The 25,339-nt window shown below is 44.7% G+C and carries 22 protein-coding genes; 11 read left to right on the top strand and 11 right to left on the bottom strand.

Annotated elements, in window-relative coordinates:
* Positions 1-15: 15 nt before the first annotated feature.
* Both L3V30_RS14520 and L3V30_RS14515 read right to left on the bottom strand, forming a co-directional pair.
* A complete protein-coding gene (locus tag L3V30_RS14520; protein ID WP_237309174.1) occupies positions 16-819 on the bottom strand; it encodes a MerR family transcriptional regulator in 804 nt (267 codons plus the stop codon).
* Complete coding sequence (locus L3V30_RS14515) at positions 809-1,759, bottom strand: DUF523 and DUF1722 domain-containing protein (protein ID WP_046875782.1); 951 nt, start codon at positions 1,757-1,759, stop codon at positions 809-811. Before L3V30_RS14515 ends, L3V30_RS14520 begins: the two co-directional genes overlap by 11 nt.
* Positions 1,760-2,156: 397 nt before the next feature.
* Here L3V30_RS14515 and deoD point away from each other — a divergent pair, with 397 nt between their 5' ends.
* From deoD to L3V30_RS14470, 9 genes are all read left to right on the top strand, one after another.
* Positions 2,157-2,867, top strand: coding sequence for a purine-nucleoside phosphorylase (deoD, locus tag L3V30_RS14510; protein ID WP_005394915.1), 711 nt, complete (start codon positions 2,157-2,159; stop codon positions 2,865-2,867).
* A gap of 71 nt (positions 2,868-2,938) precedes the next feature.
* Positions 2,939-4,408, top strand: coding sequence for an IS1 family transposase (locus L3V30_RS14505; RefSeq protein ID WP_182020126.1), 1,470 nt, complete (start codon positions 2,939-2,941; stop codon positions 4,406-4,408).
* A gap of 160 nt (positions 4,409-4,568) precedes the next feature.
* Positions 4,569-6,053, top strand: coding sequence for a hypothetical protein (locus tag L3V30_RS14500; RefSeq protein WP_237309173.1), 1,485 nt, complete (start codon positions 4,569-4,571; stop codon positions 6,051-6,053).
* Entirely contained in the window at positions 6,037-7,620 is a 1,584-nt protein-coding gene (locus L3V30_RS14495) for a diguanylate cyclase (protein ID WP_006741935.1), read from the top strand. The genes L3V30_RS14500 and L3V30_RS14495 overlap by 17 nt, the downstream gene beginning before the upstream one ends.
* 243 nt (positions 7,621-7,863) lie before the next feature.
* Positions 7,864-8,244, top strand: coding sequence for a DUF3302 domain-containing protein (locus tag L3V30_RS14490; protein WP_006741936.1), 381 nt, complete (start codon positions 7,864-7,866; stop codon positions 8,242-8,244).
* Positions 8,244-9,374 (top strand): HlyD family secretion protein, encoded by a 1,131-nt coding sequence (locus L3V30_RS14485; RefSeq protein ID WP_005394904.1) that lies wholly within the window; start codon positions 8,244-8,246, stop codon positions 9,372-9,374. Before L3V30_RS14490 ends, L3V30_RS14485 begins: the two co-directional genes overlap by 1 nt.
* Before the next feature lie 337 nt (positions 9,375-9,711).
* On the top strand, positions 9,712-10,260 hold the full coding sequence (locus tag L3V30_RS14480; RefSeq protein WP_005375133.1) for an ECF-type riboflavin transporter substrate-binding protein: 549 nt from the start codon (positions 9,712-9,714) through the stop codon (positions 10,258-10,260).
* Positions 10,261-10,266: 6 nt separating this feature from the next.
* Positions 10,267-12,006, top strand: coding sequence for a DUF3744 domain-containing protein (locus tag L3V30_RS14475; protein WP_237309172.1), 1,740 nt, complete (start codon positions 10,267-10,269; stop codon positions 12,004-12,006).
* Positions 12,003-12,842 carry an energy-coupling factor transporter transmembrane component T gene (locus L3V30_RS14470; protein ID WP_047009577.1) on the top strand — a complete coding sequence of 280 codons (840 nt, stop codon included), beginning with the start codon at positions 12,003-12,005 and terminating at the stop codon, positions 12,840-12,842. Before L3V30_RS14475 ends, L3V30_RS14470 begins: the two co-directional genes overlap by 4 nt.
* A gap of 124 nt (positions 12,843-12,966) precedes the next feature.
* On the opposite strand, the gene L3V30_RS14465 is transcribed toward L3V30_RS14470, so the two are convergent.
* The 4 genes from L3V30_RS14465 to napG form a co-directional block, all read right to left on the bottom strand.
* Positions 12,967-13,278, bottom strand: a complete 312-nt coding sequence (locus tag L3V30_RS14465; protein ID WP_237309171.1) for a YrhK family protein — start codon at positions 13,276-13,278, stop codon at positions 12,967-12,969.
* Between the two features lie 171 nt (positions 13,279-13,449).
* Complete coding sequence (locus L3V30_RS14460; RefSeq protein ID WP_048625376.1) at positions 13,450-14,631, bottom strand: MFS transporter; 1,182 nt, start codon at positions 14,629-14,631, stop codon at positions 13,450-13,452.
* 204 nt (positions 14,632-14,835) lie between these two features.
* Positions 14,836-15,690 carry a quinol dehydrogenase ferredoxin subunit NapH gene (gene napH, locus L3V30_RS14455; RefSeq protein ID WP_048625377.1) on the bottom strand — a complete coding sequence of 285 codons (855 nt, stop codon included), beginning with the start codon at positions 15,688-15,690 and terminating at the stop codon, positions 14,836-14,838.
* On the bottom strand, positions 15,690-16,460 hold the full coding sequence (napG, locus tag L3V30_RS14450; RefSeq protein ID WP_237309170.1) for a ferredoxin-type protein NapG: 771 nt from the start codon (positions 16,458-16,460) through the stop codon (positions 15,690-15,692). Before napG ends, napH begins: the two co-directional genes overlap by 1 nt.
* Positions 16,461-16,855: 395 nt before the next feature.
* On the opposite strand from napG, the gene L3V30_RS14445 reads away from it, so the two are divergent.
* Positions 16,856-17,356: a GNAT family N-acetyltransferase gene (locus L3V30_RS14445; RefSeq protein WP_006741943.1), complete on the top strand. Its 501-nt coding sequence runs from the start codon at positions 16,856-16,858 to the stop codon at positions 17,354-17,356.
* Between the two features lie 44 nt (positions 17,357-17,400).
* Here L3V30_RS14445 and L3V30_RS14440 read toward each other — a convergent pair whose 3' ends face one another.
* Both L3V30_RS14440 and L3V30_RS14435 read right to left on the bottom strand, forming a co-directional pair.
* On the bottom strand, positions 17,401-18,378 hold the full coding sequence (locus tag L3V30_RS14440) for an ecdysteroid 22-kinase family protein (protein WP_237309191.1): 978 nt from the start codon (positions 18,376-18,378) through the stop codon (positions 17,401-17,403).
* On the bottom strand, positions 18,378-18,653 hold the full coding sequence (locus tag L3V30_RS14435) for a GNAT family N-acetyltransferase (protein WP_006741945.1): 276 nt from the start codon (positions 18,651-18,653) through the stop codon (positions 18,378-18,380). The genes L3V30_RS14440 and L3V30_RS14435 overlap by 1 nt, the downstream gene beginning before the upstream one ends.
* 136 nt (positions 18,654-18,789) lie before the next feature.
* Between L3V30_RS14435 and L3V30_RS14430 the strand changes: the two genes are divergently transcribed.
* On the top strand, positions 18,790-19,527 hold the full coding sequence (locus L3V30_RS14430; RefSeq protein ID WP_237309190.1) for a flagellar brake protein: 738 nt from the start codon (positions 18,790-18,792) through the stop codon (positions 19,525-19,527).
* A 122-nt stretch (positions 19,528-19,649) separates the two neighbouring features.
* Here the strand turns inward: L3V30_RS14430 and L3V30_RS14425 are convergent, their stop codons facing one another.
* The 3 genes from L3V30_RS14425 to L3V30_RS14415 all read right to left on the bottom strand — a co-directional run bounded on the left by L3V30_RS14425 (position 19,650) and on the right by L3V30_RS14415 (position 25,291).
* Positions 19,650-20,609 carry a porin gene (locus L3V30_RS14425; protein ID WP_005394882.1) on the bottom strand — a complete coding sequence of 320 codons (960 nt, stop codon included), beginning with the start codon at positions 20,607-20,609 and terminating at the stop codon, positions 19,650-19,652.
* Between the two features lie 398 nt (positions 20,610-21,007).
* Positions 21,008-22,636, bottom strand: a complete 1,629-nt coding sequence (locus tag L3V30_RS14420) for a methyl-accepting chemotaxis protein (protein ID WP_005394881.1) — start codon at positions 22,634-22,636, stop codon at positions 21,008-21,010.
* Positions 22,637-22,930: 294 nt separating this feature from the next.
* Complete coding sequence (locus L3V30_RS14415) at positions 22,931-25,291, bottom strand: ATP-binding protein (protein WP_005394880.1); 2,361 nt, start codon at positions 25,289-25,291, stop codon at positions 22,931-22,933.
* Positions 25,292-25,339 lie beyond the last annotated feature (48 nt).

Genomic DNA, 25,339 nt, shown 5'->3' with positions numbered 1-25,339 from the left:
TCTCCTTCGTTTCGTCTACTCTGTTAGGTGCAGTTTCTCAATCACTTCAGAACATCCAATACGTTCTTCAAAACGTGTTTGAAGCAATTTGATGGACTCAACTTGCTTAGCTGCCAGCGCTTTATTGGAAAACAGGTAAATGAGCGAGTAGCTATCAACAACTTCGTGATCCAGTAAACCAGAGACATCATCAACTTTGTCGATCAACGTCGTGTGATACCCTTGCTCACACAACTTCGCTGCTTGAATCCAGCTCTCTGCTTCCCTATGTTGTTCAAAGCTGATAAGCAAGCACTTCCCTTTGGAAGCGGCTTTGTTTTCAGAGTCGATAACAAGGGCAAGACGAGTAATCAAACAAGTTTGAAATAACCCCATCTGCAACGATCTCAGCGATCCTTTGACCATCTCCAGCGCGTCAAATACAGGGTCAATAAATTGTTCAATAACCAAGTTCAATGGATATTCTTTGAGAACAGAAGCAAGTAAGCTCTCCGCTTTGCCTCGATTCAGTTTCGAAAGTGCTGATAACATGGTTTCTACTTCTTCAAGAGTACGAACTTCATTGTTGACTTCTACGTCTGCACTTTTTCCTAAAAGTCCCTTTACTTTACCGATTGCAATCCCCTTCGCGAGCCAACTCTGGATTTCACGAATCGTATCGAGATCTTGCTGTCGATAAAGTCTGTGCCCTTTTTCTGTTCGCTGAGGCTGGATCAAATTGTATCTTCTCTGCCAAGCTCTCAGCGTAACTGGCTTCACACCCGTGATTTCTGCGACATCTCGGATCGCGTATAGTTTTTCTTCTGAACTACAAACCATAGCGTAATCTCATCTCCTGCGGATACGGTTCTAAAAACTTCTGTTTTGCTAAATACTCATCTGGGTAAGTGTTTAAGTAGTGTTTAATCAATGTCAACGGTGCTAACAATGGCAATGTACCAGTGCGGTAGTCATGAATTACTGTTGCTAATTCTTCTTTTTCGTCTTTAGTTAAAGCGCGTTTAAAATACCCTTGTAAATGCATTAGTACGTTAGTGTTGTTTTTTCGGCTAGCACGATTCGCAAGTGCCTTCATAAGACCTAAGCGATACTCTTGATAGAATTCTTCGATTTCATAGCTAGCGACATCGGCAACTAAACGACCAAGAGAGCGGTATGACTCAGGGTGATGCGCCATCAAGGTCAACTTATAGCGCGAATGAAAATCGATAATTTTGCCTCGAGTTGGCTCTCCGTCCATCGAGTCATAAAAGTCGTTCAGACAAAATACTCGGGTAATAAAGTTTTCTTTTAATACAGGATCGTTGAGTCGGCCATCCTCTTCGACGGGCAACCAAGGCATTTTTTTCATCAGCGTTTGTGTGTACAAGCCGACGCCTTCTTTCGCTGCGTTATTTTTGCTATAAACCTTGACGCGCTCCATACCGCAAGTTGGAGACTTGGCACAGACGATGTAACCACAAAGTTGCTCGCTTTGTAGCTCCTCCACTTTGTTAGCAGAGTAAGCAAGCATATTATCGGTATGGTCATTTTCTGGGTTTTTAGTTTCTACCAGCGCCACACGCTCTTCTTCGGAAATCAAACGAATTGTTGGTCGCGGCACTGGCATTCCTACGCCCACTTCGGGACATACCGAAACAAAGTCAAAATATGGGCTGAGCTCTTTAGTCACAAAGTTACTTACTTTGTGACCAGAGTCAAAACGAACTCGTTCACCCAAAACACAAGAACTGATACCTACTTTGATTGAAGATTCCATGATGACGCATCCCTATACAAAATGTTTTGTTGTATAACTTATAGCAAGGCTTTTCATGTTGTACAAGAAAATAAATTGTACAATTTAATCGTTTTACTTTTCTCAAGAGCATTTCGATCAGCGCTTTCTCAAAAGTTTTTGATGTTCTCAGTGTCCATTTTGTGCGCGCAATCGACAAATCGCTCAAAAGCGAATCGATTGCTCTTTTGCTTTCAACAGATTTAGTTATCAATGATGTTCATGGTTTCTAAAAGCGTGGTTTTTGTGACTAAGCTCTCAAGGGGCTACTGTACGTCCCGATATTATTGCTTCAACGAAAACGAACAAGTTCAACAGAATTGGTAATAGCGTTCTATACTAGAGGCGTTTTATCAAAACAAAACTTTGGAGAGCACTTATGGCAACCCCACACATCAATGCACAACCAGGTGATTTCGCTGAAACGGTTCTAATGCCAGGCGACCCTTTACGTGCTAAATACATCGCAGAAACGTTTCTTGAAGATGTGAAGCAAGTTTGTGACGTTCGTAACATGTTCGGCTTTACTGGCACTTACAAAGGCAAAAAAGTGTCTGTTATGGGTCACGGCATGGGTATCCCTTCTTGCTGTATCTACGTACACGAGCTAATCGCAGAATACGGTGTGAAAAACGTAATCCGTGTAGGTAGCTGTGGTGCGGTACGTGACGACGTTAACCTAATGGACGTTGTTATCGGTATGGGTGCTTCTACAGACTCTAAAGTAAACCGTATCCGTTTCAACAACCACGACTTCGCTGCAATCGCTGACTACGGCCTTCTAGAAGAAGCGGTAAACCAAGCGCGTGCCCAACAAGTACCAGTGAAAGTTGGTAACGTATTCTCTGCAGACCTGTTCTACACACCAGAAGCTGACATCTTCGAGAAGATGGAAAAACTAGGCATCCTAGGTGTAGACATGGAAGCGGCTGGTATCTACGGTGTTGCTGCAGACCTAGGTGCGAAGGCGTTAACTATCCTAACGGTTTCTGACCACATCATCCGTGGCGAAAAACTAAGCTCAGAAGAGCGTCAAAAGTCGTTCAACGACATGATGAAAGTTGCTCTAGAAACCGCAATCAACATCTAAGAACAAGTAGTAAGTAATAATTTGCAGCCAGAGTTATTGCTGGCTGCCCGAATTATCCCGAGGGGGCGATTGTGTCTAACGGCGAACTGCCAAAAGACGCAGATGGGTTACAACTCAACTTTTGTAAAACATTGGCGTGTGACAACTTTGGATTGAGTGATGCAAAGCGTTACGTTCTGCAACATGCTAACCCTAAACGTCCGGCGATGGTATGCCGTGAATGTGGAGCTTTCCCCCCCTTACTTAACAATCGCGATGTCGTGAACGAACTTCATCGCCTGCGACACGTCCACAGTGACGGGTTGCCTGCGTGCCGCAATGATGATTGCGAGAACTTTGGACTATCCGTCCACACACATAAACACCTCTACCACGCTTTCGGTTACAGCGGCGATCGTCAACGTTACCGTTGTAAAGCGTGTCAAAGTACCTTTGTTGATAAATGGTCAGGCGCGAACAAGAAGCTACAATTCCAAGAGAATTTAATGGGCTTATTGTTTACTGGTTACTCTGTGCGCGAGATCTGCCGAAAACTCAGTATCAACCCGAAAACCTTTTACGATCATGTTGATCATATTGCGAGTCGCTGTCGCCGTAAATTAGCCACTATTGATGCTCGTTGGGTAAACCACGCAACGCACTATGAATTGGCCTCAAATTATGTTGCATTGCAGCCAAACAGCAATAATGGTGTCTACTGGATTGTTTCTGGTGAAGCCCACTCAGGCTATATTCTTTGTCAACATGTGAACTATTCTGCTGATGAAGAGCCAATCGCCACGCTAGACCATAACCCGTACGACGAGGTCTCTCGTTTTGTTTCCCAAGAGTACACAGCGGAAGCAAGTGAACCGCCAGCGGAACCTTCGAACCTCCTGCGTGAGCGTATTGACCAAAAATACCAAACCATTTTGGCTCGCGGTAACGTGGAAGATCCTCTTGGTAATCTTTCTGTATTCCATTACCCATCTAAAGGTGCATTAGTTCGTCCGCCTTACACATCATACGCTCATTACCTGCATGTACTTGATATGTGTTGCCCCAACAAACGTGTATCTCTATATATGCCTCAAGACCCCCTACTACGTTCGGCAGCACTGAGCGTTTGTTTGTCTCGAATTAAAGAGAAAAATGTCGACTTGATGTACGTAGAAGAAGACGCAAATTGGGACATGAGCACACCTTTTGGCAAGGTCGATATCGCCTATATGAGCTGGTGGCGAGATCGCTGGGCGATCTCCACTCAAGACGAAAGCCACAAAGGCATTTGCTACCTCGCTGGTAATAGAAATGAGCCCGAGAAATGGTTTAACGTTGCAACAACTCGCCATGTGCAGTTCTATCAGAATCGCTTCCAGATCCTTTTCGAAAGCTTCATTAACGAGCCACGTCGCAAATTACGACCTGCTGGAATTTTACCTCTTTTAGATATATTCAGAGCTTGGCATAATTTGTGCTATCAGGATAAGCAGGGTCTTACCGCCGCACAAAGGCTAGAAGTCACTGATGCTCCTTTGACCATCAAACAGCTCCTATCGTAACTATTGGCATTTAGATGTAGTAATTAGGGGCTGTGACAGTATACATTACGGCACCTAATCGTTTACCAAAGCGTTATCCGCATCGTTTTGGTAATAAAACATGCATCTAACCACTTAATATTAGGTGTGAATTCCAGTTCGATAGTCATGGATGTGAACGTTGGATAAAAACCAAATTCAGCTAGAAGATGAGCTCAAAAAGCTTAAAGGCCAAATAAAAACGGCCCCTGAACACACCTTCAGTATTGCGCAGCAATACCGTATCCGCGCGGAGCAAATTTTATTTGTGGATGGTGAAATCAGAGCATTGCTGATAATGGCGCAGTGCTGTTGGTGCCTAATGGATTACCGACAAGGCTTAAAGCTAGTCAAAGACGCCTACAGCAAGCAAACCCAACTTGAAACCGACGACCACCTGCCCGAAATTCTTCATTTGTTTGCTCTTCAATATTGGGGACAAGCAAAGTATTACTCAGCCCAACAATATTGGATTAATGCACTCGAACAATCTGCCCTCGTTGATGATATTGAAATTCAAATCGAATCTCTAATTGGGCTTGGCAACGTATGGCGTATCACAAATGAGCATCAACTTGCCGCTTCCACTCATGAGTTGGCCGTTAAAGTGGCAAACAACGTCCGTATTGCTTGGTTGGAAGGCAAAGCTCGTATCCTGTTGGCTTGGGACTATTACTTACTGAATAAATTTGTCGAAATGCTCACTGTGCTGGATGGTGCAACCGAAGTACTAAAAGATCATGATGACAGCACATGGCAAGCAGAGATCTGGGACTTTAAAGGCTTAGCGCTACTTGGGCTAGAACGCCTTGATGCCGCAGAAGAAGCCACACAAAAGGCCCATAAACTCGCTATTGAACATGATCTCATTTGGATGAAGGCACACTCGTTTATTAGCCGCGCAAGGCTCGAACTCTTACGCAAAAATACGGATAGTGCAGCAAAGTTACTACTCGCAGCAGAAGAGTCCGCACTTAGTTTTGACAACGGCGAGCTACTAAGTCAGATCTGCTTTCAGCAATCTCGAGTCGCTGAAGAGCAAGGTAATTTTGAATCGGCGTTTAACGCGTTTAAAAAATACCGTAAACACGCACTCAAAATGCTCAAAGAACAGACTCATCGAGTCAGTATGGATAAAGCACGCGGCTCCAAACGCCAGCTAGAGCAACGAGCGCGTAAGCTGATTAATCGAATCCGTTCCCAACATGAATATGACCCTGAAAAACAGTTTTCTAATGTTGTGTCCGAGACCTACTGGTGGGAACAGTTAGTTCTGTTTAAAACAGAGCTCAAACGCTCCAACCACGCGATCATTATGATTCAGCATGCAAACCCCGAATTTCTCGATGTTTGTACTGAGCTAGTTCATGCATTGACGACCTCAAATGATCTCATCTCACGAATTTCCAGTGACAGACTAGCTATGTTAATTGCAGAGAAAGGTCAAGCAGCAGAAGATGTCTATCGCACGGTTCAGGCAATGTTAGACATCTATCCATGGAAACGTCGCGGGCTAAAAGGTCCCAAACCGATACTGTATTTGCAAGATATCCTGACCTTCCCATTCACTTTAGAGCAACTCGAAGAAAGCTATATTGAGGTAATGAAGCATGGAACAACTGCTTAGCAAGGTCACTGACGCAGGCATCGATCCTTCTTCCGTCTCTGGTGAAGAAGCGATTACGCTGTGGGAGCACATCGGGTTACATATTGCATCCACGAACCGAGAAAAAGCACATTGCTATATCATTAGTGCCGAGTATCGACGAGAAATTAAACAGCTCAACGACAGTATCGAAGAACTACGACAAGCCCTTGAGTTGCTCGTTTTACCCGACGATGTAGAAGATATTCTGTCTGTAAAAGCAAGCTTGAGTGATCGTTTAGTAGAAGTAGGTGACTACAACGCAGCATTAACCGAGTATGTCGCTGCAACGAATATCGCCGTCGAATATGGCTATATTGATGAGTACGTACTGGCTATTATTGGAATGGGCAATTTGTGCGATGCCTATGGGGATCACCATCGCGCTTTGCGTTATTACCAAAAAATCGATGCGATCGATCACGCCATTAGCAGTCGCTCCCTACGTCTGCGCTACAAACTTTACATGCTTGCCTGTTACATCAGTTTGAACCGTACCGCAGATGCACAAGAATTATTGAGTGAGTGTGAAGAACTAAGTATCCTCGTCAGTGATAAAAACCTTGCTGCGCAAATTCATCTCTACCGAGCCAAACTGCATCGTTTGCAAGAGGATTACCCTAACGCATTGCTTGCTATCTCGAATGTTCAGTATACGACGGGCAGTGCTACCACGTACTGGTTGTCCACAATGGTCAAAATCGAGACCGCATATTGTCTAAACGGTGTCGGACACATCTCTTTAGCCAACTTAGTACTGGACTCTATCGGTAAACGAATTCAGAAGCACTCGTCTCCTCTTGTCGCTCAGCATTTTTACAACGCAATGAGTCAAGTTTACGCTTCTCAAGGGTTATTTCAGAAAGCATTAAACTGTGAAAAAAAAGCGTTTCGCATTGAATCTGACCTTGTCAAACACATTCCAATTGGTGAGTTGGGTTCTACTCAATTACGTCGACTTTCTCGTTTTGAGCTACAGCTCAAACTCATTTTGTCAGAACTTGAAAACAAAGAGCTCAAGGAAACCACCAAACAACATAAGAATACGGTCGCCCAACTACAGCAAGATGTCTTTACTGACCCGCTAACCTCTTTGCACAACCGACGTTGGTTAGAAGTCAAACTCAAAGACCTGCTTTTACACGATACTGAATTTGCGTTGATGGTCATCGATATTGACCATTTTAAGTCCATCAATGATGAGCTCAGTCACCTTGTTGGAGACAAAGCGATTAAACGTGTGTCTCAAGAATTAGCAGGATACTTCAAATTTAAAGGCGCTTCTTGCGTTCGCTTTGGCGGTGAAGAGTTTCTTGTCATTCTAGAGAATAGCAATCTAGAACGGGCAGAAATGCATGCCGAGAATTACCGCGAACGCATTTATCAATATGGTTGGGACGATATTCTTGGCGAGCGGGGGTTGACCGTATCGATCGGGATTACCTTACATCGAGAAGGAGAGAATACCCAACGTACCTTCTACCGCGCCGACAAAGCCTTGTACCGCGCCAAAGCCAATGGCCGAAACCAAGTCTGTACCGAACTTTAAACCATGCCCCAACCTTCACTTGGGGCATAACCGTGGCTTTTATTCTCTATTCCTTCCTTTAGTACTACTTAGTTTGAATATAGTCGCCTTCACTTCTTATTGTCCCCGAATAGCAATCGATACGGATATCGCATAAACATAATTCAAGTACAAAATAACTTGATTGAACGATAGTTAAGACAAATACTTAAACTGTTCATTTACGTAAGATTTTCCATTAGGTAACAAGCACAGGCAGGTAAGATGTTTCTAGACTATTTTGCACTTGGGTTACTCATCTTCGTTGCTTTGGTGATCTTCTACGGGATTATCGTTATTCATGATATTCCGTATGAAATTGCTAAAGAACGCGAACACCCTCATCAAGACGCAATTCATTACGCAGGCTGGGTTAGCCTTTTCACTTTACATGCACTGTGGCCATTTTTATGGATATGGGCAACATTGTGGCGCAAGGAGCGAGGCTGGGGCTTCAAACAACTTGAGCAAGAAACGCACGACATTCATCACCGTCTTGAAGAGCTCATCGACGAAGTCAACGAACTCAAAAACGAAGTATCGATGTTGAAACAACAAAAGATTCAGCAAAGGCCTTTGACTGAACAAAGTAAAGAGGACGAATAATGGATTTATTGCTGATTCTGACTTATACAGCCCTTTGTATCGCCATTTTTAAAGTCTTTAATATTCCTTTGAACAAATGGACCGTACCTACAGCCGTACTTGGCGGCGTAGTGTTGGTGGGCACACTCGTCCTTCTTATGAACTACAACCACCCATTTACTCAGTTAGGTAACCAAGTGTTCCCAACTACGCCTATCGTCTCTGGTGTACGTGGCCGCGTTGTGGAAGTGCCCGTTCAAGCGAACCAACCGCTCAAAACGGGCGATATTCTTTTCAAAATCGATCCTGTGCCTTTTGAAGCGGAAGTCGCACGCCTTGAAGCGAAAGTGAAAGAAGCAAGCCAAGGTGCGTTGGGTTTAGAGTCTGACTTGAGAGAAGCAGAAGCGGCGGTTTTGAAAGCGCAAGCCGATAGAGATAAAGCGCAAAGAGAATTTAGCCGATATCAAAGGGGCTTTGATCGCGGCGCGTTTACAGAACAAGATCTAGATACTCGACGCCAAGCGTACAAAGCGGCAGAAGCCATGCTAGACGTTGCCATTTTGCAGCAAGAGCAAGCACAGATCGCATTAGAGTCGGAAATCGGCGGTGAGAATACCCAAGTCGCGCAACTACTCGCTGAGCTACGTAAAGCAGAGTTCAACCTTGAGCAAACCGTCGTTCGTGCGCCAACCGATGGTTACGTTACGCAATTGGCTTTGCGCCCTGGTGTGATGGCTGTGCCGTTGCCGCTTGCCCCTGCAATGACCTTCGTTCATACCGAAGACATTACGTACACCGCAGCGTTCAGACAAAACTCGCTACAACGTTTGAAGGCAGGCTTTGAAGCGGAGTTTATGTTCCGTGCGATACCGGGCAAGGTATTCCGTGGCGAAGTCATCGACGTGATTCCAGCTATTGGTGAAAGCCAAATTCAAGCCAGAGGTGCTCTGCTTGGTACCGATGCCCTGCGCACAAGCGGACGTGTATTTGCCAAGCTGAAAATCACGGACGATTTGAGCGAATACCACCTACCAATGGGTACCGCGGTTGAAGTCGCCGTTTACTCAGACAGCTTTACTCACGTGTCAGTGATGCGCAAAGTGCTGATTCGCATGAAGAGCTGGCAGAACTATTTGTACCTAGACCATTAATGAACAGCTAGCTCATTCATTTATCGATGAAAATAGTATCAGAAAGTGTAATCGGGGGCTGACAATCAGCCTCCGATTTCATTCTAGCCATCCAGACAGATAGCATTCCCACTTTTATCAATATTCTGTATAATGCGCGCCTTATTTTTAATGCTTGCTAAAAAACAAAGCCAGTCAAAGGGATACGTGAATCAAATCACACATTTCCTGAAGAAAAATAGAGCAAACAATAAGCAACTTGGTTGTTTTGTATATATGTTACACAATCAAATAACCAATGCTTTCCAACAATATAAATGAACGTTCTTTAAAATCGACCATTGAACTGAGGTTATCTATGAATCTTTCTGCTAAAACCGTTGTGGTTATTGCAATCGGTGCTGCTCTTTACGGCATCGGTGGCTTACCTATGTTTGGCATCCCTGTGTTTGCAAACACAACGCTAAAACCAGCCATGGCAGTATTAGCATTGTTCTCAGTACTATTTGGCCCACTTGTTGGCTTTTTGGTTGGTTTTATTGGCCACTGGGTCACCGACCTATTCGCAGGTTGGGGCGTATGGCTCACTTGGGTACTTGGTTCAGGTATTGTTGGTTTGATTATCGGTCTATTTCCTTCTCTAACGCGCTACCGTTTAGAGAAAGGCGATTTCAATATGAAAGACTTCGCGTTATTCGTGGTACTTGCGCTATTAGGCAACGTATTTGGTTACGGTTGCTCTGCATTCCTCGACACGATTTTGTACGCAGAACCGTTCACTAAAGTGTTTACCCAGCTTTCTATTATCGCGATCGGTAACACCATTCTTATTGCTATTGTTGGCTTCTTCATTCTTAAGTCTGTCGCTAAACGTAACAAGCAAAGCCGTAACTTAACAGAGGCTTAATGTCGAATGACAATCGAATTTTCTAACTTCTCTTTTAGATATGAGTCGCTGGACAAACCGACGCTAAAAAATATCAATCTAAGGATAGAGAAAGGAGAGAAAATCGTCATTATTGGTCCAAGTGGTAGTGGTAAATCTACCCTTGGGCAATGTCTTAACGGACTGATCCCACACGCAATCAAAGGGGAAACCAGTGGAACATTGACCATCAATGGTCAAGACACCGCCCCTTTCGACATGCACCAATACACTGAGCAAGTTGGCACCGTACTGCAAGATACGGACAGCCAATTCGTCGGTTTGAGCATTGGCGAAGACATCGCATTTGCGCTGGAAAACCAGCTAACTTCTAACATCGACATGTACCCATTGGTCAAAGCCACGGCCAAAATGGTCGACTTGGAACAGATGTTAGCTCGCTCTCCCCACGATTTATCTGGCGGGCAGAAACAGCGTGTTTCTTTAGCGGGCATTCTCGTCGATGACGTCGATATCCTTTTGTTTGATGAACCACTAGCTGCGCTTGACCCTAAAACGGGTAAAAAAACCATCGAGATCATCGATGATCTACACCGCGAAACGGGCAAAACCATCGTAATCATTGAGCATCGTCTTGAGGACGTTCTGCATCGCTCAGTTGACCGTATTATCTTGATGGAAAGCGGCGAAATCATTGCCGATACAACGCCAGATGAAATTTTAGCGTCGCCTCTGCTAGAAGAATACGGCATCCGCGAACCGCTTTATATTTCGGCTTTGAAAGAAGCAGGCTGCGCGATTGAGGGCGATGCAAAACCTTCTAGCTTAACTACCTTACCGTTGGAGCAATATAAACCAGCAGTACAAGCATGGTTTGATGGTTCCACAGCACAACCACCTAAAACAACAGCCGAGACTTTGCTTGAAGTCCGTGGCCTCACCTATTCTTACGACGGTGAGAAAAACGCGCTAGAAGACGTGAGTTTTGACATCAAGCGTGGCGAGTTTGTCTCTGTACTTGGCAAAAATGGCTCGGGTAAATCGACCATCACCAAACTGATTATGGGCGTTATTGAAGCGGATAGCGGCTCAATGAGCATGAATGGTCAAGATCTAAACGAACTGACCATCTTCGAGCGCAGCCAGAAAGTGGGCGTGGTGATGCAAAACCCGAACCACATGATTTCCCATCACATGATTTTCGACGAAGTGGCCTTCGGCCTCCGTAATCGTGGCGTTGAAGAGAAACAAATCGAAGCTAAAGTACTTGAAGTCCTTGAGCTGTGCGGTTTGAGCAAATACCGTCACTGGCCAATCGAAGCATTGAGCTACGGCCAGAAAAAGCGCGTAACCATTGCGTCAATTTTGGTCTTGGAACCAGAGCTTCTGATCCTTGATGAACCGACGGCAGGTCAGGACTACCGGAACTACACGTCTATGCTGAGTTTCATCGAAAAGCTCAATCGCGAGTTGGGCGTAACCGTTATGATCATCTCTCATGACATGCATTTAGTGCTGGAATACACTACGCGCTCTATCGTGATTGCAGACAGTAAATTAGTCGCGGATGCACCAATGACGCAGGTATTCAGCAGTCCAGAGCTACTAGACCAAGCGAACCTCACCACAACAAGTCTGTTTGAGTTGGCTACGAAAGTTGGCATCGAAGACACCAATGGCTTTATGCAGCATTTTATCAATGTAGAAAAAGCGCACCGCCAACAAAAAAGCAGCGAAGTAAACCAACCAGAGAAAGCAGTGGCATGAAAGACAATAAGATGAAGTTTGGTATCAACTACATCGATACCCAATCGCCACTTCATAAGTTGAATGGCATTACTAAGTTCTTGCTTTTCATTGCTTGGGTAACGGTGGTGTTGACCACGTTTGACTTGCGAATCATCGCGCTGTTGATCGTGCTTGGTTTAGGCTTATTGAAAATGACCAAAGTGCCATTTCATGTCTACAAACCGCTTTTACTGGGTACAGGCACGGTATTGCTGATCAATGCCCTGTTTATGTTCGCGTTAGCGCCGCAACAAGGCACTGAGTTCATGGGCTCATCAACGGTTTTACTCCCGTTACCCGGTAATTACTCGCTCACTCAAGAGACGTTGTTTTACCTAGTAACAGTGACGTTGAAATACTTCAGCATGTTCCCAATCGCGTTAGTGTTTGTATTTACCACTCACCCGACGGAGTTTTCAGCCAGCTTGAACCGCTTGGGTGTGCCTTACAAAATCGCCTATGCCGTGAGCTTAACGCTGCGCTACTTGCCGGAAGTGAAAAAGGACTTTGTTAACATCATGCACGCGCAACAAGCACGCGGAGTAGAACTGAGTAAGAAGGCTCCGTTGTTCACTCGTATGAAGAACGTGGCGAAGATTCTTGGCCCTCTGATTTTCTCTAGTTTGGACAGAGCAGACCAAATCTCAAACGCGATGACGCTACGTGGTTTTGGCCGTCACTCATCTCGCACCTGGTACAGCCTAAAACCCCTGACCAAAGCCGATATGATCTGCATGGCGGGGATTGCAGTGATAGTGATTGCTGCGATCAGCAAGCGTGTTATGGACACACAACTGTTCTGGTATCCGTTTTAAATTCTAAAGCTTCAAGCTGAACATAACGTGGTTAGTGTTGTGACCACGTTATGTTTCCCTCTTTCTCCTCGATAACCCGCTCATTAGCCTCTTGCTTGCAGGTGCTCAAAATAGGCGTGTAATCTCAGCGGCTCGTTGATGTGCCAGAAAGTTGCTTATTTAAGCGACTAACATGAACTAAACTCATCAGTTTTATCAGGGGCTTAATGATCAACTGTGCGCTGCCTACGATGAACAGCCAAGTCCCGCTTTCAATCAACGAATCATTCAAAAAGAAAAAACTACCAATTAAAAACCAAATAGCTATGAGCAGATCGTTGGCAGCACCTATCGCCTCATAGCGACGTTGAATAACGACGTGACGGTTTCCTAGATCTAAATCCAACTCCCTGCCATGTACCTGCACTGTAAAACCCTCCTTAGTGTTTCGACTCATGTTGTACCCGAGTAATTTCAACATACTTAGGTATAAAACCCTAACGGACTCAATAGATATGTACAACCATAGAGGAAACAACATGAAGATAAAGAAAGGGGTGCCTAAGCACCCAATTCAATGAAGCTATTAACAGTAATTAACTTCTATTACTAGATAGTAAGTACCAACTTAGCTCCACTTTAATAAGCGGGTCTCATTGCCCTCTTCTGGCTTCGCTGGAATATTGAGTGACAGCAGTAAGCTCACAGCCGCCATACCTGCACCGATGTAAAATACGCTAGCAGGAGAAACCAGCCAAATCACACCAAACGTAACGGGTATCACAACCGCCGCAATATGGTTAATAGTAAACGCAACCCCAGCGGTCGACGCCATATCGGCAGGATCAGCAATTTTTTGGAAGTAGGTTTTGATAGCAAGCGCTAGCGCGAAGAACAAATGGTCGACAACATACAATGCAGCAGCCCACTCCGCGGTTTGCACCAAACCATAACCGACGAATACGAAGATCAAACCGACGTACTCAAACATCAGCGCTTTACGCTCACCAACAACGCCGATGAAGCGGCCGATTCGCTTCGCAAACAAGAAGTTAAAGACATAGTTGATCAAAAACAGCAAGGTAATGTCTGCGGCAGAGTAGCCAAACTTCTCTACCATCAAGAAGCCAGCGAAAACAGTGAAAATCTGACGGCGAGCACCACTCATAAACGTGAGCGCATAGTACAACCAGTAACGTTTACGCAGAATGAGTTTCTTGTTTTGAGGCACTTTTGTTTTAAATTGAGGGAAAGCGAATGCCATCACCAAAATAAGCACAAAACCTAGGCCACCAGCCATTAAGTAGACCGTTTTAAAATCAAGTTTGAGCTGTTCGAGCGAAACCCAAATCACACCGTAGGTAAACAGAGAAGCCAAAGCCCCAACAGAAATAAATTTACCCAACATTTCCGGGGCTTCTTCTTTCGATAGCCATTGTAAAGACAAAGACTGCTTTAGTGTTTCAAAGTAGTGGAAACCGGTGGACATTAACAAGGTGGTAAAAAGTAGACCGTATAAAGTGGGAAAATAACCTGTTAATGCCGTACCAAGCGTAAGCATCGCCAAAGAGACGAGCATAAAGCGTTGTTCACGGATAAAAAGTAAAACGAATACCGCAGTGAAAGCTAGAAAGCCAGGTACTTCCCTAACACTTTGAAGTAAACCGATATCAGCGCCATCAAAGTTCGCTTTCTCGATAACAAAGTTGTTCAACAACGCCATCCAGGTAGAAAAAGCAATGGGCACGATAATGGAAATTAACAGGAGGAAATTTTGCGGCGTTCTCCAGCCTTGCGATGAGGTAGTCATGATGTTTCCTTTAAATATGAAGGCATCATCATAGCTTCAAATGTAACAAATTCGCAATATCATTATTATTTTCAACCCTGGCCAAGCAGATACGGTGTAGAGATATTGTTATGAAAATAAACATCGCACTCAATTCCTTGGTTAAGCGCGATGTTGAAATATCGAGAGAAATAGGTAAAAACGCCAGTGATGAAGCTCAGTAACTTAATCGATATTCTTTACTGTTAGACGATTCTTAAATTCAAACACATGTTCTGGACACACATCCAAACAGCGGCCACAGCTAATGCAGTTTTGATCCATAACTCGACGATCTCCCTCTTTCAATGGTTGTCGAAGCACCTCAGGTTCTGGGCAGACGTAAAAGCAATCCATGCATTTGGTGCAATCTTCGCGGCGAACAGCAGTAACGCGCAACAGGCTTTTTCGGCCTATCACACCATAGGTAGCACCCAGTGGACATAAGTGCCCACACCACCCATGCTCAACTAAGAGTAAATCCAGTACGAACACCAGTGCGATCAACACCCAACCTGCGCCCATACCAAACACCAATCCGCGATGCAATGCCGCCACTGGATCTAACCATGTCCAAAGAATCGCGCCAGACAGAGCACTACCCAACATCAAAACAGGGATCAGCCAATAACGAATAGTAGGAGACCAACGATAGCTCGCTTTAATGTTGAGCTTTCTGCGCAGCCAAGCCGCCAAATCTGTCACGACATTTAACGGGCACACCCACGCACAAAATGCGCGCGGTGCTAAAATCGCGTAGAACACCACGACAATCACTACGCCTAACAGCGCATTAAACTCCGGAACATGCCCTGTCGCCAAAGCTTGAAGCAAAATTAACGGGTCACTTAACGGCACTGCATCGAGCAACATACTCGATGAGAGGTTACCAGTTAGAGCCCCTAATGTCGGCCCAGCCATAAACAGCGCAATGATGGTGAGCTGGCATAGTCTGCGTAAAATCAAAAACCGATGCGCGCGCCACCAGCCAAGCTTTTCAACCGCTTCTTTGCCAGCATTTTGAGCTAAGTTCTTTGCCATTACTTACCTCCTTTTAGCGATTCAAGCGCACCTTCCGGTACAGGCGTCTCACTAGGGAGGATATTTTCGAGTGGTTTGTCGATCTCTTTCCAACCAAAATTGTAGTGACTACCCACTTTGCCTTTCGCCAAATCCGTCGGGACGACTTTAATAGCAGCGACATCCAACACACACGCTTGTTCGCACTTGCCACATCCGGTACACACTTCGGAATTCACTGTTGGGATAAGTTTGGCGTGATAACCGGTTCGGTCGTTGTGAACCATCTCTAACGTGATGGCTTCATCAATCAGCGGACAAACGCGATAACAAACGTCGCATCGTAATCCTTGCCAGTTAAGGCAAGTTTCATGGTCAATAAGAACCGCTGTACCCATTCGAGCATCATCAATATCGGTTAGTTTCGGATCCAGCGCCCCACTCGGACAAGCGACAACACAAGGAATGTCTTCGCACATTTCGCAGGGAATATCGCGTGCAGTAAAGTAAGGTGAGCCAGTCGCGACGGGTGAAAGTAATGTCGCAAGTTTCAATATTTCGTAAGGGCATGCTTGAACACACAAGCCACATCGAATACAGGCTGATTCGAAATCGCCTTCTGGCAAAGCACCGGGTGGGCGAATAGGCACACCTTTCGTTTCTCGAGCTTGGCTTTGCAGCGATTGTAAGCCCAACACACACGCCGCTGCGCCAACGCCTGCCGCAGTTCGGACAGTATCACGCAAAAATCGACGCCGACTTTGCGATGTTTTAGACTGAGAGGATTTCATGCTATTTCCTCAACGAAACTCCTTTATCAAGTTAAGCATAAATAGCGCTAAACGTACCTCTTCCCCATACCTCATAAGAGGTAACTCCACCCTCAATTGATTCAAGTCAACTGATGTACAGTGCCGTCGTCACAGTTTGAATAATTCCATTTATTTCCTCCAACATGAAATTCACCACGATACTCTGCCGTGCACGCCATTTTCAGTACAATAATTCAACACCTTTGCAATCTATTCGCTAAATTCAAAGATAAATGACTACTAAAATTTAGAAAAACATCGCTATAACAACCTAATTTAAAAGGTGTTTATCTCTCAAACCTCAAAAAATACTATCCAAAATAAGGAACTGTGGTTAGATTGAAAATTAATACTAAAAAGCGAAGGAGAGAAGCATGGAAATTATCGTACGTCCAACAACCGTTGAAGACGCAGCGGCACTCGTAGAAATCTATTCACAACCAAAAGCACAACGTGAAACCCTGCAACTCCCAAAACCTTCGCTCGCAATGTGGGTAGAACGATTGTCAAATATGCCCGCAGGCGTTTATAGCTACGTCGCTGAAATCGATGGTAAAGTAGTGGGTAACATTGGCTTTCACCACTCGCAGCGTCCGAGAACAATGCACACAGCATCATTTGGCATCGGAGTGCATGATAGTTTCCACGGGCTGGGTATTGGTAGCAAGTTGATTGAAACGGTCACTGAACTGGCGGATAACTGGCTAAACGTGAGAAGAATTCAAATAGAAGTCAACGCAGATAATGACGCCGCCATTGGGCTGTACAAAAAACATGGATTTCAAATTGAGGGCGAAGCGATTGATGGCTCCTTCCGAGATGGCGAGTTCATCAATACCTATTACATGGCACGTATCAGGCCAAGTAAAAAGTAAATCAAAGCCTCCTAATTGGGGGGCTTTTCTTTTTAAACTTCTACTCACTTTCGTAAGTGAGCCAGCGCTCTGCTAGTCAATGCTTCTGTGTAAGGATTGATCTTCCAGTGATCAGGGCTCCAACCTTTCACAAAGCGTTGAAAATCAGCCCACGCAAGCGCAAACAAAGGACGCCATTCGCGCTCGACTTCATTGGGGTCAAGATTCGGCTGATAAACCATTAACGCCTGTTGCAACTGAGCAAAATACGTATCCAAGACCCAAACTTCCATCTCTGCACAACGTTCTGGCTTGACGGCGCTGCTCATGAACAGTGCTACGTCTTTCATCGCACAGCCATGTCCGACGTATTGAAAGTCGACCGCAGCAACGCTTGATTCTTCTAGACTAAAACAGAAGTTCGCCAATTTAGCATCACCGTGTACAAGCGTCTTGAACTTGGCTTGCGAAAGCGTTTGATCAATTAATTGAGCGGCATTTTTTAGCTCGGTGTCTTGCAGCACCTCAAGCTCATCGGGTCTGGTTGCCAAGTGCCAATACGTGCCGCTATGCCACAGCTTATCCGAGCGAACACCGATGTAGCGCGCATGAAAGTTCGCCAACCAAGCAAGGCAGGCTCGTAGATGCTCTAGCTTTGCATCTGTGATGACTTTTGGAAAGCCCGCCTCGGCGAGATCTTCCATCACGATGAGCCATTCATTCTCCGATTGGAACGTTTTTAGACCTTGTGGTACTCGGCAGCGAGTGCTCACCTCTCTGGAAAAATGCGTATACCAATTCACTTCCACCTGATAAGAGTGCAGCTTTCTTTGGTGAGATCGGTCAGTATTCCAACCTCTTGGATGCTCTGAAGGCTTAGGGAGTTTTACATGCTTAATGATCACCGAACAAGTTGAATAATTAACTCGGACTAACTCACCATAGCCTCCCCATAGCGATTGTATGACTTCTACCGATTGATAATTCCCGAGCTTTAGCTCCTGGCCAATGCTTTGGTAACGTTGGTGGTTGTCGTTCATCATCATGCAAGCAGATGTGACCACGCTTGGTTTTTCTCCATATAATGAATGACATATGGACAGACTGGTTTGATTTGATAACCGAGTGCCTCAATTTCTGGCAATACCGCTTCCATCATCACTTTTCCGTACCCTTTACCTCGTAATGCTTCAGGAACTACGGTTGATGTGATGTGCATGACATTATTCTCAAGCTGATAAACCACCTTGGCTTTATAACCTTGTTCTAAATCAACCCAAAATGTGTTGTTTTCAACTTCATGAGTTACTTTATGCATATCTTGCTCTCTAATTTTTGTTACGGATTGATTGAATCAAACTATATCACTGAATAGAATCAACACCATGCGGAAGTGCTCTGTCACTTCACGCCCTTACCTTCTCAAATCAGGTACGACAATAATAATGAGAAATATGAGCCCTATTGCCAGAGACGGCAAACTACCTCTGCAAAGCAAGAAGGCACTCGAACGTCAGGCAAGTACACTAAATAGCACCGATGCAATGGCAATGGTCGAACATGGCAGTGAAGTAAGTTTAAACGTCACGACACCTGTTGGTACCAAGTTTATTACAACCAGCACATTTGTCGGCTGTCACTCAAATAATACCGCATTGATAGAGGTTCCGAACATCTCCGATGAGGACTTGAAATTTTATTTTCAAGAAGGCTTTTGGATCAATGTAAAAGCGTACTCTCATCGAGGGGAAGGTGCTGTCATTCCTTTTCGGGCGCAATTGCAGCACCGACTCGGCGACCCGTATCCAATTTTGGTGCTAAGTCTACCCAACACCATGCAGGTCTTTCAGCTTCGTAAAGAAGTACGTTACGAAGTGAATTTGAGGGCGCGTGTTTGTTTAGAAGCCTATCGAACTGAATGCGAGATAAGAGATTTATCTCGCAGTGGGTGCCGCTTTGTGACATCACCAATGAGCCGACCACTTCAGGTTGGTGATCGCGTTTCATTGGACCTAACCATGCCCGGTGAAAGCCACATGCTCGCGCCATTGAGAGGTCGTATTTGTAACTTACAAAAATCGACACACCATGCTCGCTATGGAATGGAGTTTGATGAGGTTGGTAAAACCAACGCTAAAAGTCTCCTGAGTCACCTAAAATTTGATGGGACTAAACTCACACTAAAAAGGTAGCTTTGATAACGAGCACCAAGTAGCGACCAGTTTTGATACCCGGAAAACAAGAAACCCCTTACTGTAAAGTAAGGGGTTTTGTTTACTAAGAATAAGGCAGAATCTTAGATAACAGTTTCGACTTAGAAGTCGTAACGTAGACCTAGCGCTAGTTCATCTTTTTCATCAGCGCCTTCGTTATCCATTAGATCGAAGTTGTATGATGCGTAGCCACGGAAGTTAGGCTTGAAGTAGTAAGTAACATCAACAGCTAGGTTTTCTACAGTATCAGCATCTTCTAGCTCACCTTTATTGAACGTAGAAGTAAATACAGTTTGACCCATAGTGTATGATGCAGCTAGTTCGTAGCCTTTGTAATCCGCAGACTCACCTGCAACATCCACGTCTGCGCCTGTGTAGTTACCAGCGAAGTAGAAATCACCTACAGAGTATGCAGCAGCAAGCATGAACTCATCACTATCGTTTTGGTCTGCATAACCAGCACCTAGTTCAATACCAGTATTAGCAAATGCGTAGATACCAGATAGAGAGAAGCCATCTTCCTCGTTGTCTGTAAAACCTTTTGCATCTGTTGTGCGATCAGCAAAGCGGTAGCTAGCACGTACAGCTAGTTGCTCGAATTGGCCTTTGTAAGACAGCATGTTGTCTGTACGGTCAGATACAGGCAGTTTAAGTGCTGCAGTGTTACCGTGGTAAGCCATAATATCGGTAAAATCAGTAAGAACGAATAATGCACCGTCGTTTTTACCGTAAGTTACTTCACCGTATTTACCGCCTAGGCCTGCGTAAGCGTAACGAGTTTCAAGATCACTGTTGTTATCTACGGCACCTTCTTCTTTTGTTTCGAACTCACCTTCCCAAAAACCAACACCGTATAGGTTTTCATTGATTTCCTGTTTGCCTAGGAAGTTAAGACGGATGCGAGTACGGTCTTTTGCCTTACCATCCATCATAGAAAGACGCGCTTCAGCGCGGCCGCCCATCTCAAGAGAAGTGCCATCTTGGTTGTATAGTTCTGAAGCGACAACTTGAGATCCTGATGCCATTAGCGCCACTGCTACAGCTAAAGTTTTTAATTTCATTGTTATTTTCCATATCATTGTTTTATATGTATTTTCTCACCAGAAAAACAGGACTTTTCTGTACCAACGAGAAAACTGGCGGCATAGTAGCAGCTGTTATTTTTCACGCAACGCGTTGAATAAACAGCACTTATAGAAGAAAACACCAAGTAAAATGACGATATGAATACCTCTCAACCATCAAGTTATCGGTTGAGGTAAAAAAATCGTTCGCGTCAAAAAAAAATTGACGCAAAAAATGTAAAAACAATCTCATTATATGTGATTTTGCTCGCAAAATATTTTCAATAAATGACTGTTTTAGATAGACTTCCTGATTTTAAGTCAATTTCTCACAAACAAAAAAATCCCCAAGCAATAGCTCAGGGATTTATACATTTTGTTAGGCGAATAGCGAATTAAAGCTTAAAGAAGCTCAATTGCTCTTTCTGCTTCTCTGCAAGTAATGAAAGCTCAGTACTCGCGCTTGCGCTTTGACTAATACCCGCCACATTCTGGTTAACGAGTTCAGACATGTTAACCACGTTGCGGTTGATGTCTTGAGTGACTTGAGACTGCTCTTCGGCTGCGGTTGCCACTTGCGTGTTTGAATCGTTAATGTTGGCTACCGACTCGGTAATACCAACCAATGCCTCATTCGCTTGTTGCGTCAGTTCGTTGTTACGACTGAGCATGTCAAGGCTGACTTGCATGCTGTCATTCGCAAGCCCAGACTGCGCTTGAAGCTCTTCAATAATCGTTTGGATCTCTTGAGTCGAGTCTTGCGTGCGTGCCGCGAGCATACGTACTTCATCCGCAACAACCGCAAAACCACGACCAGACTCACCAGCACGCGCAGCTTCAATCGCAGCGTTCAATGCGAGTAAGTTGGTCTGCTCAGAGACACCGCGAATCACTTCAATAACGTCGTTGATCTGAACCGACTGCTCTTTTAAACGCAGTACCACTTGCGCTGCATCGTTCAATGCCTGAGACATCTGTGCGCTTGCTTCTGCACTCTCTTGGAAGATAGCCAGACCTGATTGCGCAAGACCATCAGCTTCGCGAGCTGTCGAATCCGCAGACGTTGCGTTATCGCTCACGTTGTTTGCCGTGCTAGCAAGTTCATTAACAGCCGATGCAACTTGTTCGATCTCAGCGAGCTCTAGCTGAGCATTCGCTTCTGCTTGCGTCATTACTGCGGCAAGCTCAGTCGATGCCGATGCCACCTCTTCACTGATGCGAGTAAGCTGGTCGACCGTGTTATAAAGCTGTTCTGCTGTTTGGTTAACATCTTTGCTCAGCTTCGCAATTTCGTTATCACCATCTACATCTGCGCGAACTGATAAGTTGCCCATTGCCAACTGACGCATCACTTCTTGAAGTTTTTGAATAGGCGTAACAATCATGCCTGATAAGATCCACGCCCCCACCAATGAGAACGCAAATACCGCAAGAACTGTCAACATAGCGTTGTTTTGTACACGCTCATTCTGTTGATGGCTTCTTATGGTCGACTGCTCTGCTTGATCATTCACATGCTTCGACAGAGTATTGATTTGTTGAACCATTTCTCGGCCAACATTACGGTACTCTTTAATGAATGCACGGTACTCACTGTCCGATTTCAAGCCTTGATCGTACTGGTTAAAGAAAGCCACTGAGCGCTCTGAATATCGAACATAGGCTTCGATCGCTTGGCGAACTTTAATCGCATCTTCACGAAACAGATTACGAGCTTCAATCGCACTTAAATCAGCTTCAACCTGCTTTAAGCCTTCTTTCAATTCATTAAGAAAATTTTCACGACGGGAAGCGTCGTAGATAGCGTAAACCGCTGTAATACGAAGTGGATAAATTTCATCGTCAATACGCGCCAAAGTGTCTTTATGGAAAACCAAAGACTCTTGGTTGGAAGCAATAACATCTTGCTCAGCTTGAAGATTGTTTTTAGTAATCCACAAAGCAATAAACAAAACAATCGCGGTAAATAATACCGGAACCAAAATTTGCGTTCGTACTGACAAATTTTTCAGTGATAACTGCATGACTGGACCTCAGTTGTATGCGTGATGCCTATATCCAAACGAACTCAAGCAACTCTCAATACTGAAGCTGCATTTCGGTTATTTGAATATCTATGCTTCCTTGCGACGGGAAAGTTCCCAGACGAATAAACAAGTGGCGAATATTAGAGGTCGATCACACTTTTGTCTAGTACAAAAAGTCCCCATTTTCAATCTGTTATTGACAATATCCCGACAGTAGTGTCGGGATATTGTCGTTATGATAAATTGTGATCACTTATGATGAGATACATTCACATTTAGGGCGGTTTTAGGCTATTTTCTCAACGAATTGAGCTTAGCTTGAGCAAGGCCAAAAATCGTATCTATTGGATAAGAACCTTCATCGGTTGGCTCACCGGCGACTTTCCCCGTGAACAGCTCGATGGCTTCAGTGACATGATCAATCGCCCAAATATTAAACTCACCTTTTTCTACTGCTTTCACGATGTCGGAACGGAGCATCAAGTTATGAACATTAGATTGCGGGATAATGACCCCCTGCCCTTCATGACGACCTTTAATCACACACACATCGTAAAAGCCTTCAATTTTTTCGTTCACACCACCAATCGGCTGAGCTTCACCAAACTGATTCATCGAGCCTGTAATCGCAATGTCTTGTCGGTTTGGTTGCTTTGAAAAAGCAGACACTACAGCACATAGCTCTGCCATGCTGGCACTATCACCGTCGACACCACCATAAGATTGCTCAAACGTAATCGTTGTGGTTAATGGTACTCGCGCCGTTTTACCAAACACGGAAGACAAGTAGGCCGATAGAATCATCACGCCTTTAGAGTGAATACTGCCGCCCAAATCCACACTGCGTTCGATATCAATAACATCCCCATCGCCGTAACACGTCGTCGCGGTGATGCGATTCGGAGCACCAAACATGTAGTCGCTGGTACTTAATACCGAGAGGGCATTCACTTGACCGATAGCCTTCCCTTCAGTGCGAATCAAGGTTGTACCGTTAACAAACGTTTCCATCACATTGTCGCGTAATCGGCTCACTCGCATTTCTTGGTTCTTGAGCGCCTCTTCCACATGACCGATACGGATCATGTTGGAGTTGGCTTGACGAGCAACGTAGTTTGACTCACGTAATAAATTCGCAATATTGGCAGAGTGGAGTGATAGCTTGGTTTGATCACCAGACAAGCGTGAACTGTATTCGATAATCCGTCCCATGGACTTTCTATCACAGTGCAGCATATTGTTGTCGTTCACGACGCTAGAAATAAAGCGCGCATAGTGCAGTTCCGACTCTGGCGTCCGCTTCATCTCATCTTCAAAATCCGCTGTCACTCGGAACAACTCACTGAACTCTGGATCGTAATGCTGCAGTAATTGATAAGTTCGGTAGTCACCAAACAGAATGATTTTAATGTCGAGCGGGATAGGCTCGGGATCGAGTGATACCGCCCCTGTCAATGTCACTTCTTTTTCTAGGGAGGTAAAGCTCAATTGACGAGCACGCAGTGCGCGCTTCAAACCATCCCAAACGTAAGGCTGTTCAAGCACTTTCTGTGCATCCATTAACAGAACGCCGCCATTCGCCTTATGCAAACTCCCCGCACGAATCAGCGAAAAGTCGGTAAACACGGTTCCCTTGAAAGTGGCTGTCTCAATCGAACCGAAGAGCGAATGGTAATTGGGGTTTTCTTCAACAACGATAGGAAAGTCACTGCTGTTACGGCTTACCAAGACGTTCACTTTATAACGACGTGGCAATTTTTTATCCAACGACGCCGTTGCAATTTCGCCTTGCTCACCACTTTGGTCAAGGAAGATATCTGCGTTTTCAACAATATCTTTTTGCAGCTCAGTTAAGTACGTTTTGATTTCAGAATATTCTGCGTAATCCACTTTGAGCTTTTTAATGAAGTGAGTAATCACATCGAGCGTCACTTCATCATTAAGCTTTTTGATTTTGTCGCTGTAAGTTTCTTCCCACTCTGTGAGTTCACGGACCATCGAACGTAATCGTACTTCGAGTTCATCAATGGCATCGCTGAACTGCTCTTGCTCTTTCTTACTTAGTGCATCAAAAGACTCTTCCGTATGAAGCTCGTCACCATTCATGGCGACAAACTGATAATCGCCTTGTGTGGTAAGCGTCAAGCTAATGCCTTTCTCTTTTGCCTCTCGGCTAATGCGGTCCAGCTCGTTTTGTTGCTTCGCTGCCAATTGATTTTTTAATCGCTCAGCGCGGCTAAAGTACATTTCATTGTCGAACGCTAGGGGTAAAGCATTCAGTAGTTTGCCCATTAAGGCTTCAATATCAACACGTAACTTATTCCCGATACCACAAGGCAGCTTCAATACCTTGGGTGTGCGGGTATCTTCAAAGTTCGCAACGTAACACCAATCAAACAAGGCTGCTGCATCGTGCTGGTGACGATTCAGATAGCGCAGGATCATGGTGCGTTTACCTAGCCCATTCTGACCAATGGCGTAGATGTTATACCCTTTCTCTTTGATGGACATCGCAAACTCGACCGCTTTTTGCGCGCGCTCTTGGCCCACAATCTCATCAATTGGAGGTAACTCCTTGGTCGACTTACATGGCATATTCTCTAGATCTGCTACAGAATATAGCTGCTTAGCTTCCAATCTTAGTATTGCCATATCCACTTCCTTTTTTCTTATTTTCGTCATTTGAGTGTAGAGATTATT

This window comes from Vibrio sp. A1-1 (assembly GCF_021728175.1).
In the GTDB taxonomy this organism is placed as follows: domain Bacteria; phylum Pseudomonadota; class Gammaproteobacteria; order Enterobacterales; family Vibrionaceae; genus Vibrio; species Vibrio diabolicus.
Note: the sequence above shows the minus strand (reverse complement) of the source record. Positions and strands in the feature narration are given on the sequence as shown.

Excerpts from the sequence above, each read along its gene's own strand:
- L3V30_RS14460 (WP_048625376.1), bottom strand. The coding sequence starts at position 14,631 with ATGACTACCTCATCGCAAGGCTGGAGAACGCCGCAAAATTTCCTCCTG.
- L3V30_RS14520 (WP_237309174.1), bottom strand. The coding sequence starts at position 819 with ATGGTTTGTAGTTCAGAAGAAAAACTATACGCGATCCGAGATGTCGCA.
- L3V30_RS14445 (WP_006741943.1), top strand. The coding sequence starts at position 16,856 with ATGGAAATTATCGTACGTCCAACAACCGTTGAAGACGCAGCGGCACTC.
- L3V30_RS14480 (WP_005375133.1), top strand. The coding sequence starts at position 9,712 with ATGAATCTTTCTGCTAAAACCGTTGTGGTTATTGCAATCGGTGCTGCT.
- L3V30_RS14515 (WP_046875782.1), bottom strand. The coding sequence starts at position 1,759 with ATGGAATCTTCAATCAAAGTAGGTATCAGTTCTTGTGTTTTGGGTGAA.
- napG (WP_237309170.1), bottom strand. The coding sequence starts at position 16,460 with ATGAAATCCTCTCAGTCTAAAACATCGCAAAGTCGGCGTCGATTTTTG.
- L3V30_RS14485 (WP_005394904.1), top strand. The coding sequence starts at position 8,244 with ATGGATTTATTGCTGATTCTGACTTATACAGCCCTTTGTATCGCCATT.
- L3V30_RS14475 (WP_237309172.1), top strand. The coding sequence starts at position 10,267 with ATGACAATCGAATTTTCTAACTTCTCTTTTAGATATGAGTCGCTGGAC.
- L3V30_RS14430 (WP_237309190.1), top strand. The coding sequence starts at position 18,790 with ATGAGCCCTATTGCCAGAGACGGCAAACTACCTCTGCAAAGCAAGAAG.
- L3V30_RS14415 (WP_005394880.1), bottom strand. The coding sequence starts at position 25,291 with ATGGCAATACTAAGATTGGAAGCTAAGCAGCTATATTCTGTAGCAGAT.
- L3V30_RS14465 (WP_237309171.1), bottom strand. The coding sequence starts at position 13,278 with ATGAGTCGAAACACTAAGGAGGGTTTTACAGTGCAGGTACATGGCAGG.
- L3V30_RS14440 (WP_237309191.1), bottom strand. The coding sequence starts at position 18,378 with ATGATGAACGACAACCACCAACGTTACCAAAGCATTGGCCAGGAGCTA.
- L3V30_RS14435 (WP_006741945.1), bottom strand. The coding sequence starts at position 18,653 with ATGCATAAAGTAACTCATGAAGTTGAAAACAACACATTTTGGGTTGAT.
- L3V30_RS14470 (WP_047009577.1), top strand. The coding sequence starts at position 12,003 with ATGAAAGACAATAAGATGAAGTTTGGTATCAACTACATCGATACCCAA.
- L3V30_RS14420 (WP_005394881.1), bottom strand. The coding sequence starts at position 22,636 with ATGCAGTTATCACTGAAAAATTTGTCAGTACGAACGCAAATTTTGGTT.
- deoD (WP_005394915.1), top strand. The coding sequence starts at position 2,157 with ATGGCAACCCCACACATCAATGCACAACCAGGTGATTTCGCTGAAACG.
- L3V30_RS14495 (WP_006741935.1), top strand. The coding sequence starts at position 6,037 with ATGGAACAACTGCTTAGCAAGGTCACTGACGCAGGCATCGATCCTTCT.
- L3V30_RS14425 (WP_005394882.1), bottom strand. The coding sequence starts at position 20,609 with ATGAAATTAAAAACTTTAGCTGTAGCAGTGGCGCTAATGGCATCAGGA.
- napH (WP_048625377.1), bottom strand. The coding sequence starts at position 15,690 with ATGGCAAAGAACTTAGCTCAAAATGCTGGCAAAGAAGCGGTTGAAAAG.
- L3V30_RS14490 (WP_006741936.1), top strand. The coding sequence starts at position 7,864 with ATGTTTCTAGACTATTTTGCACTTGGGTTACTCATCTTCGTTGCTTTG.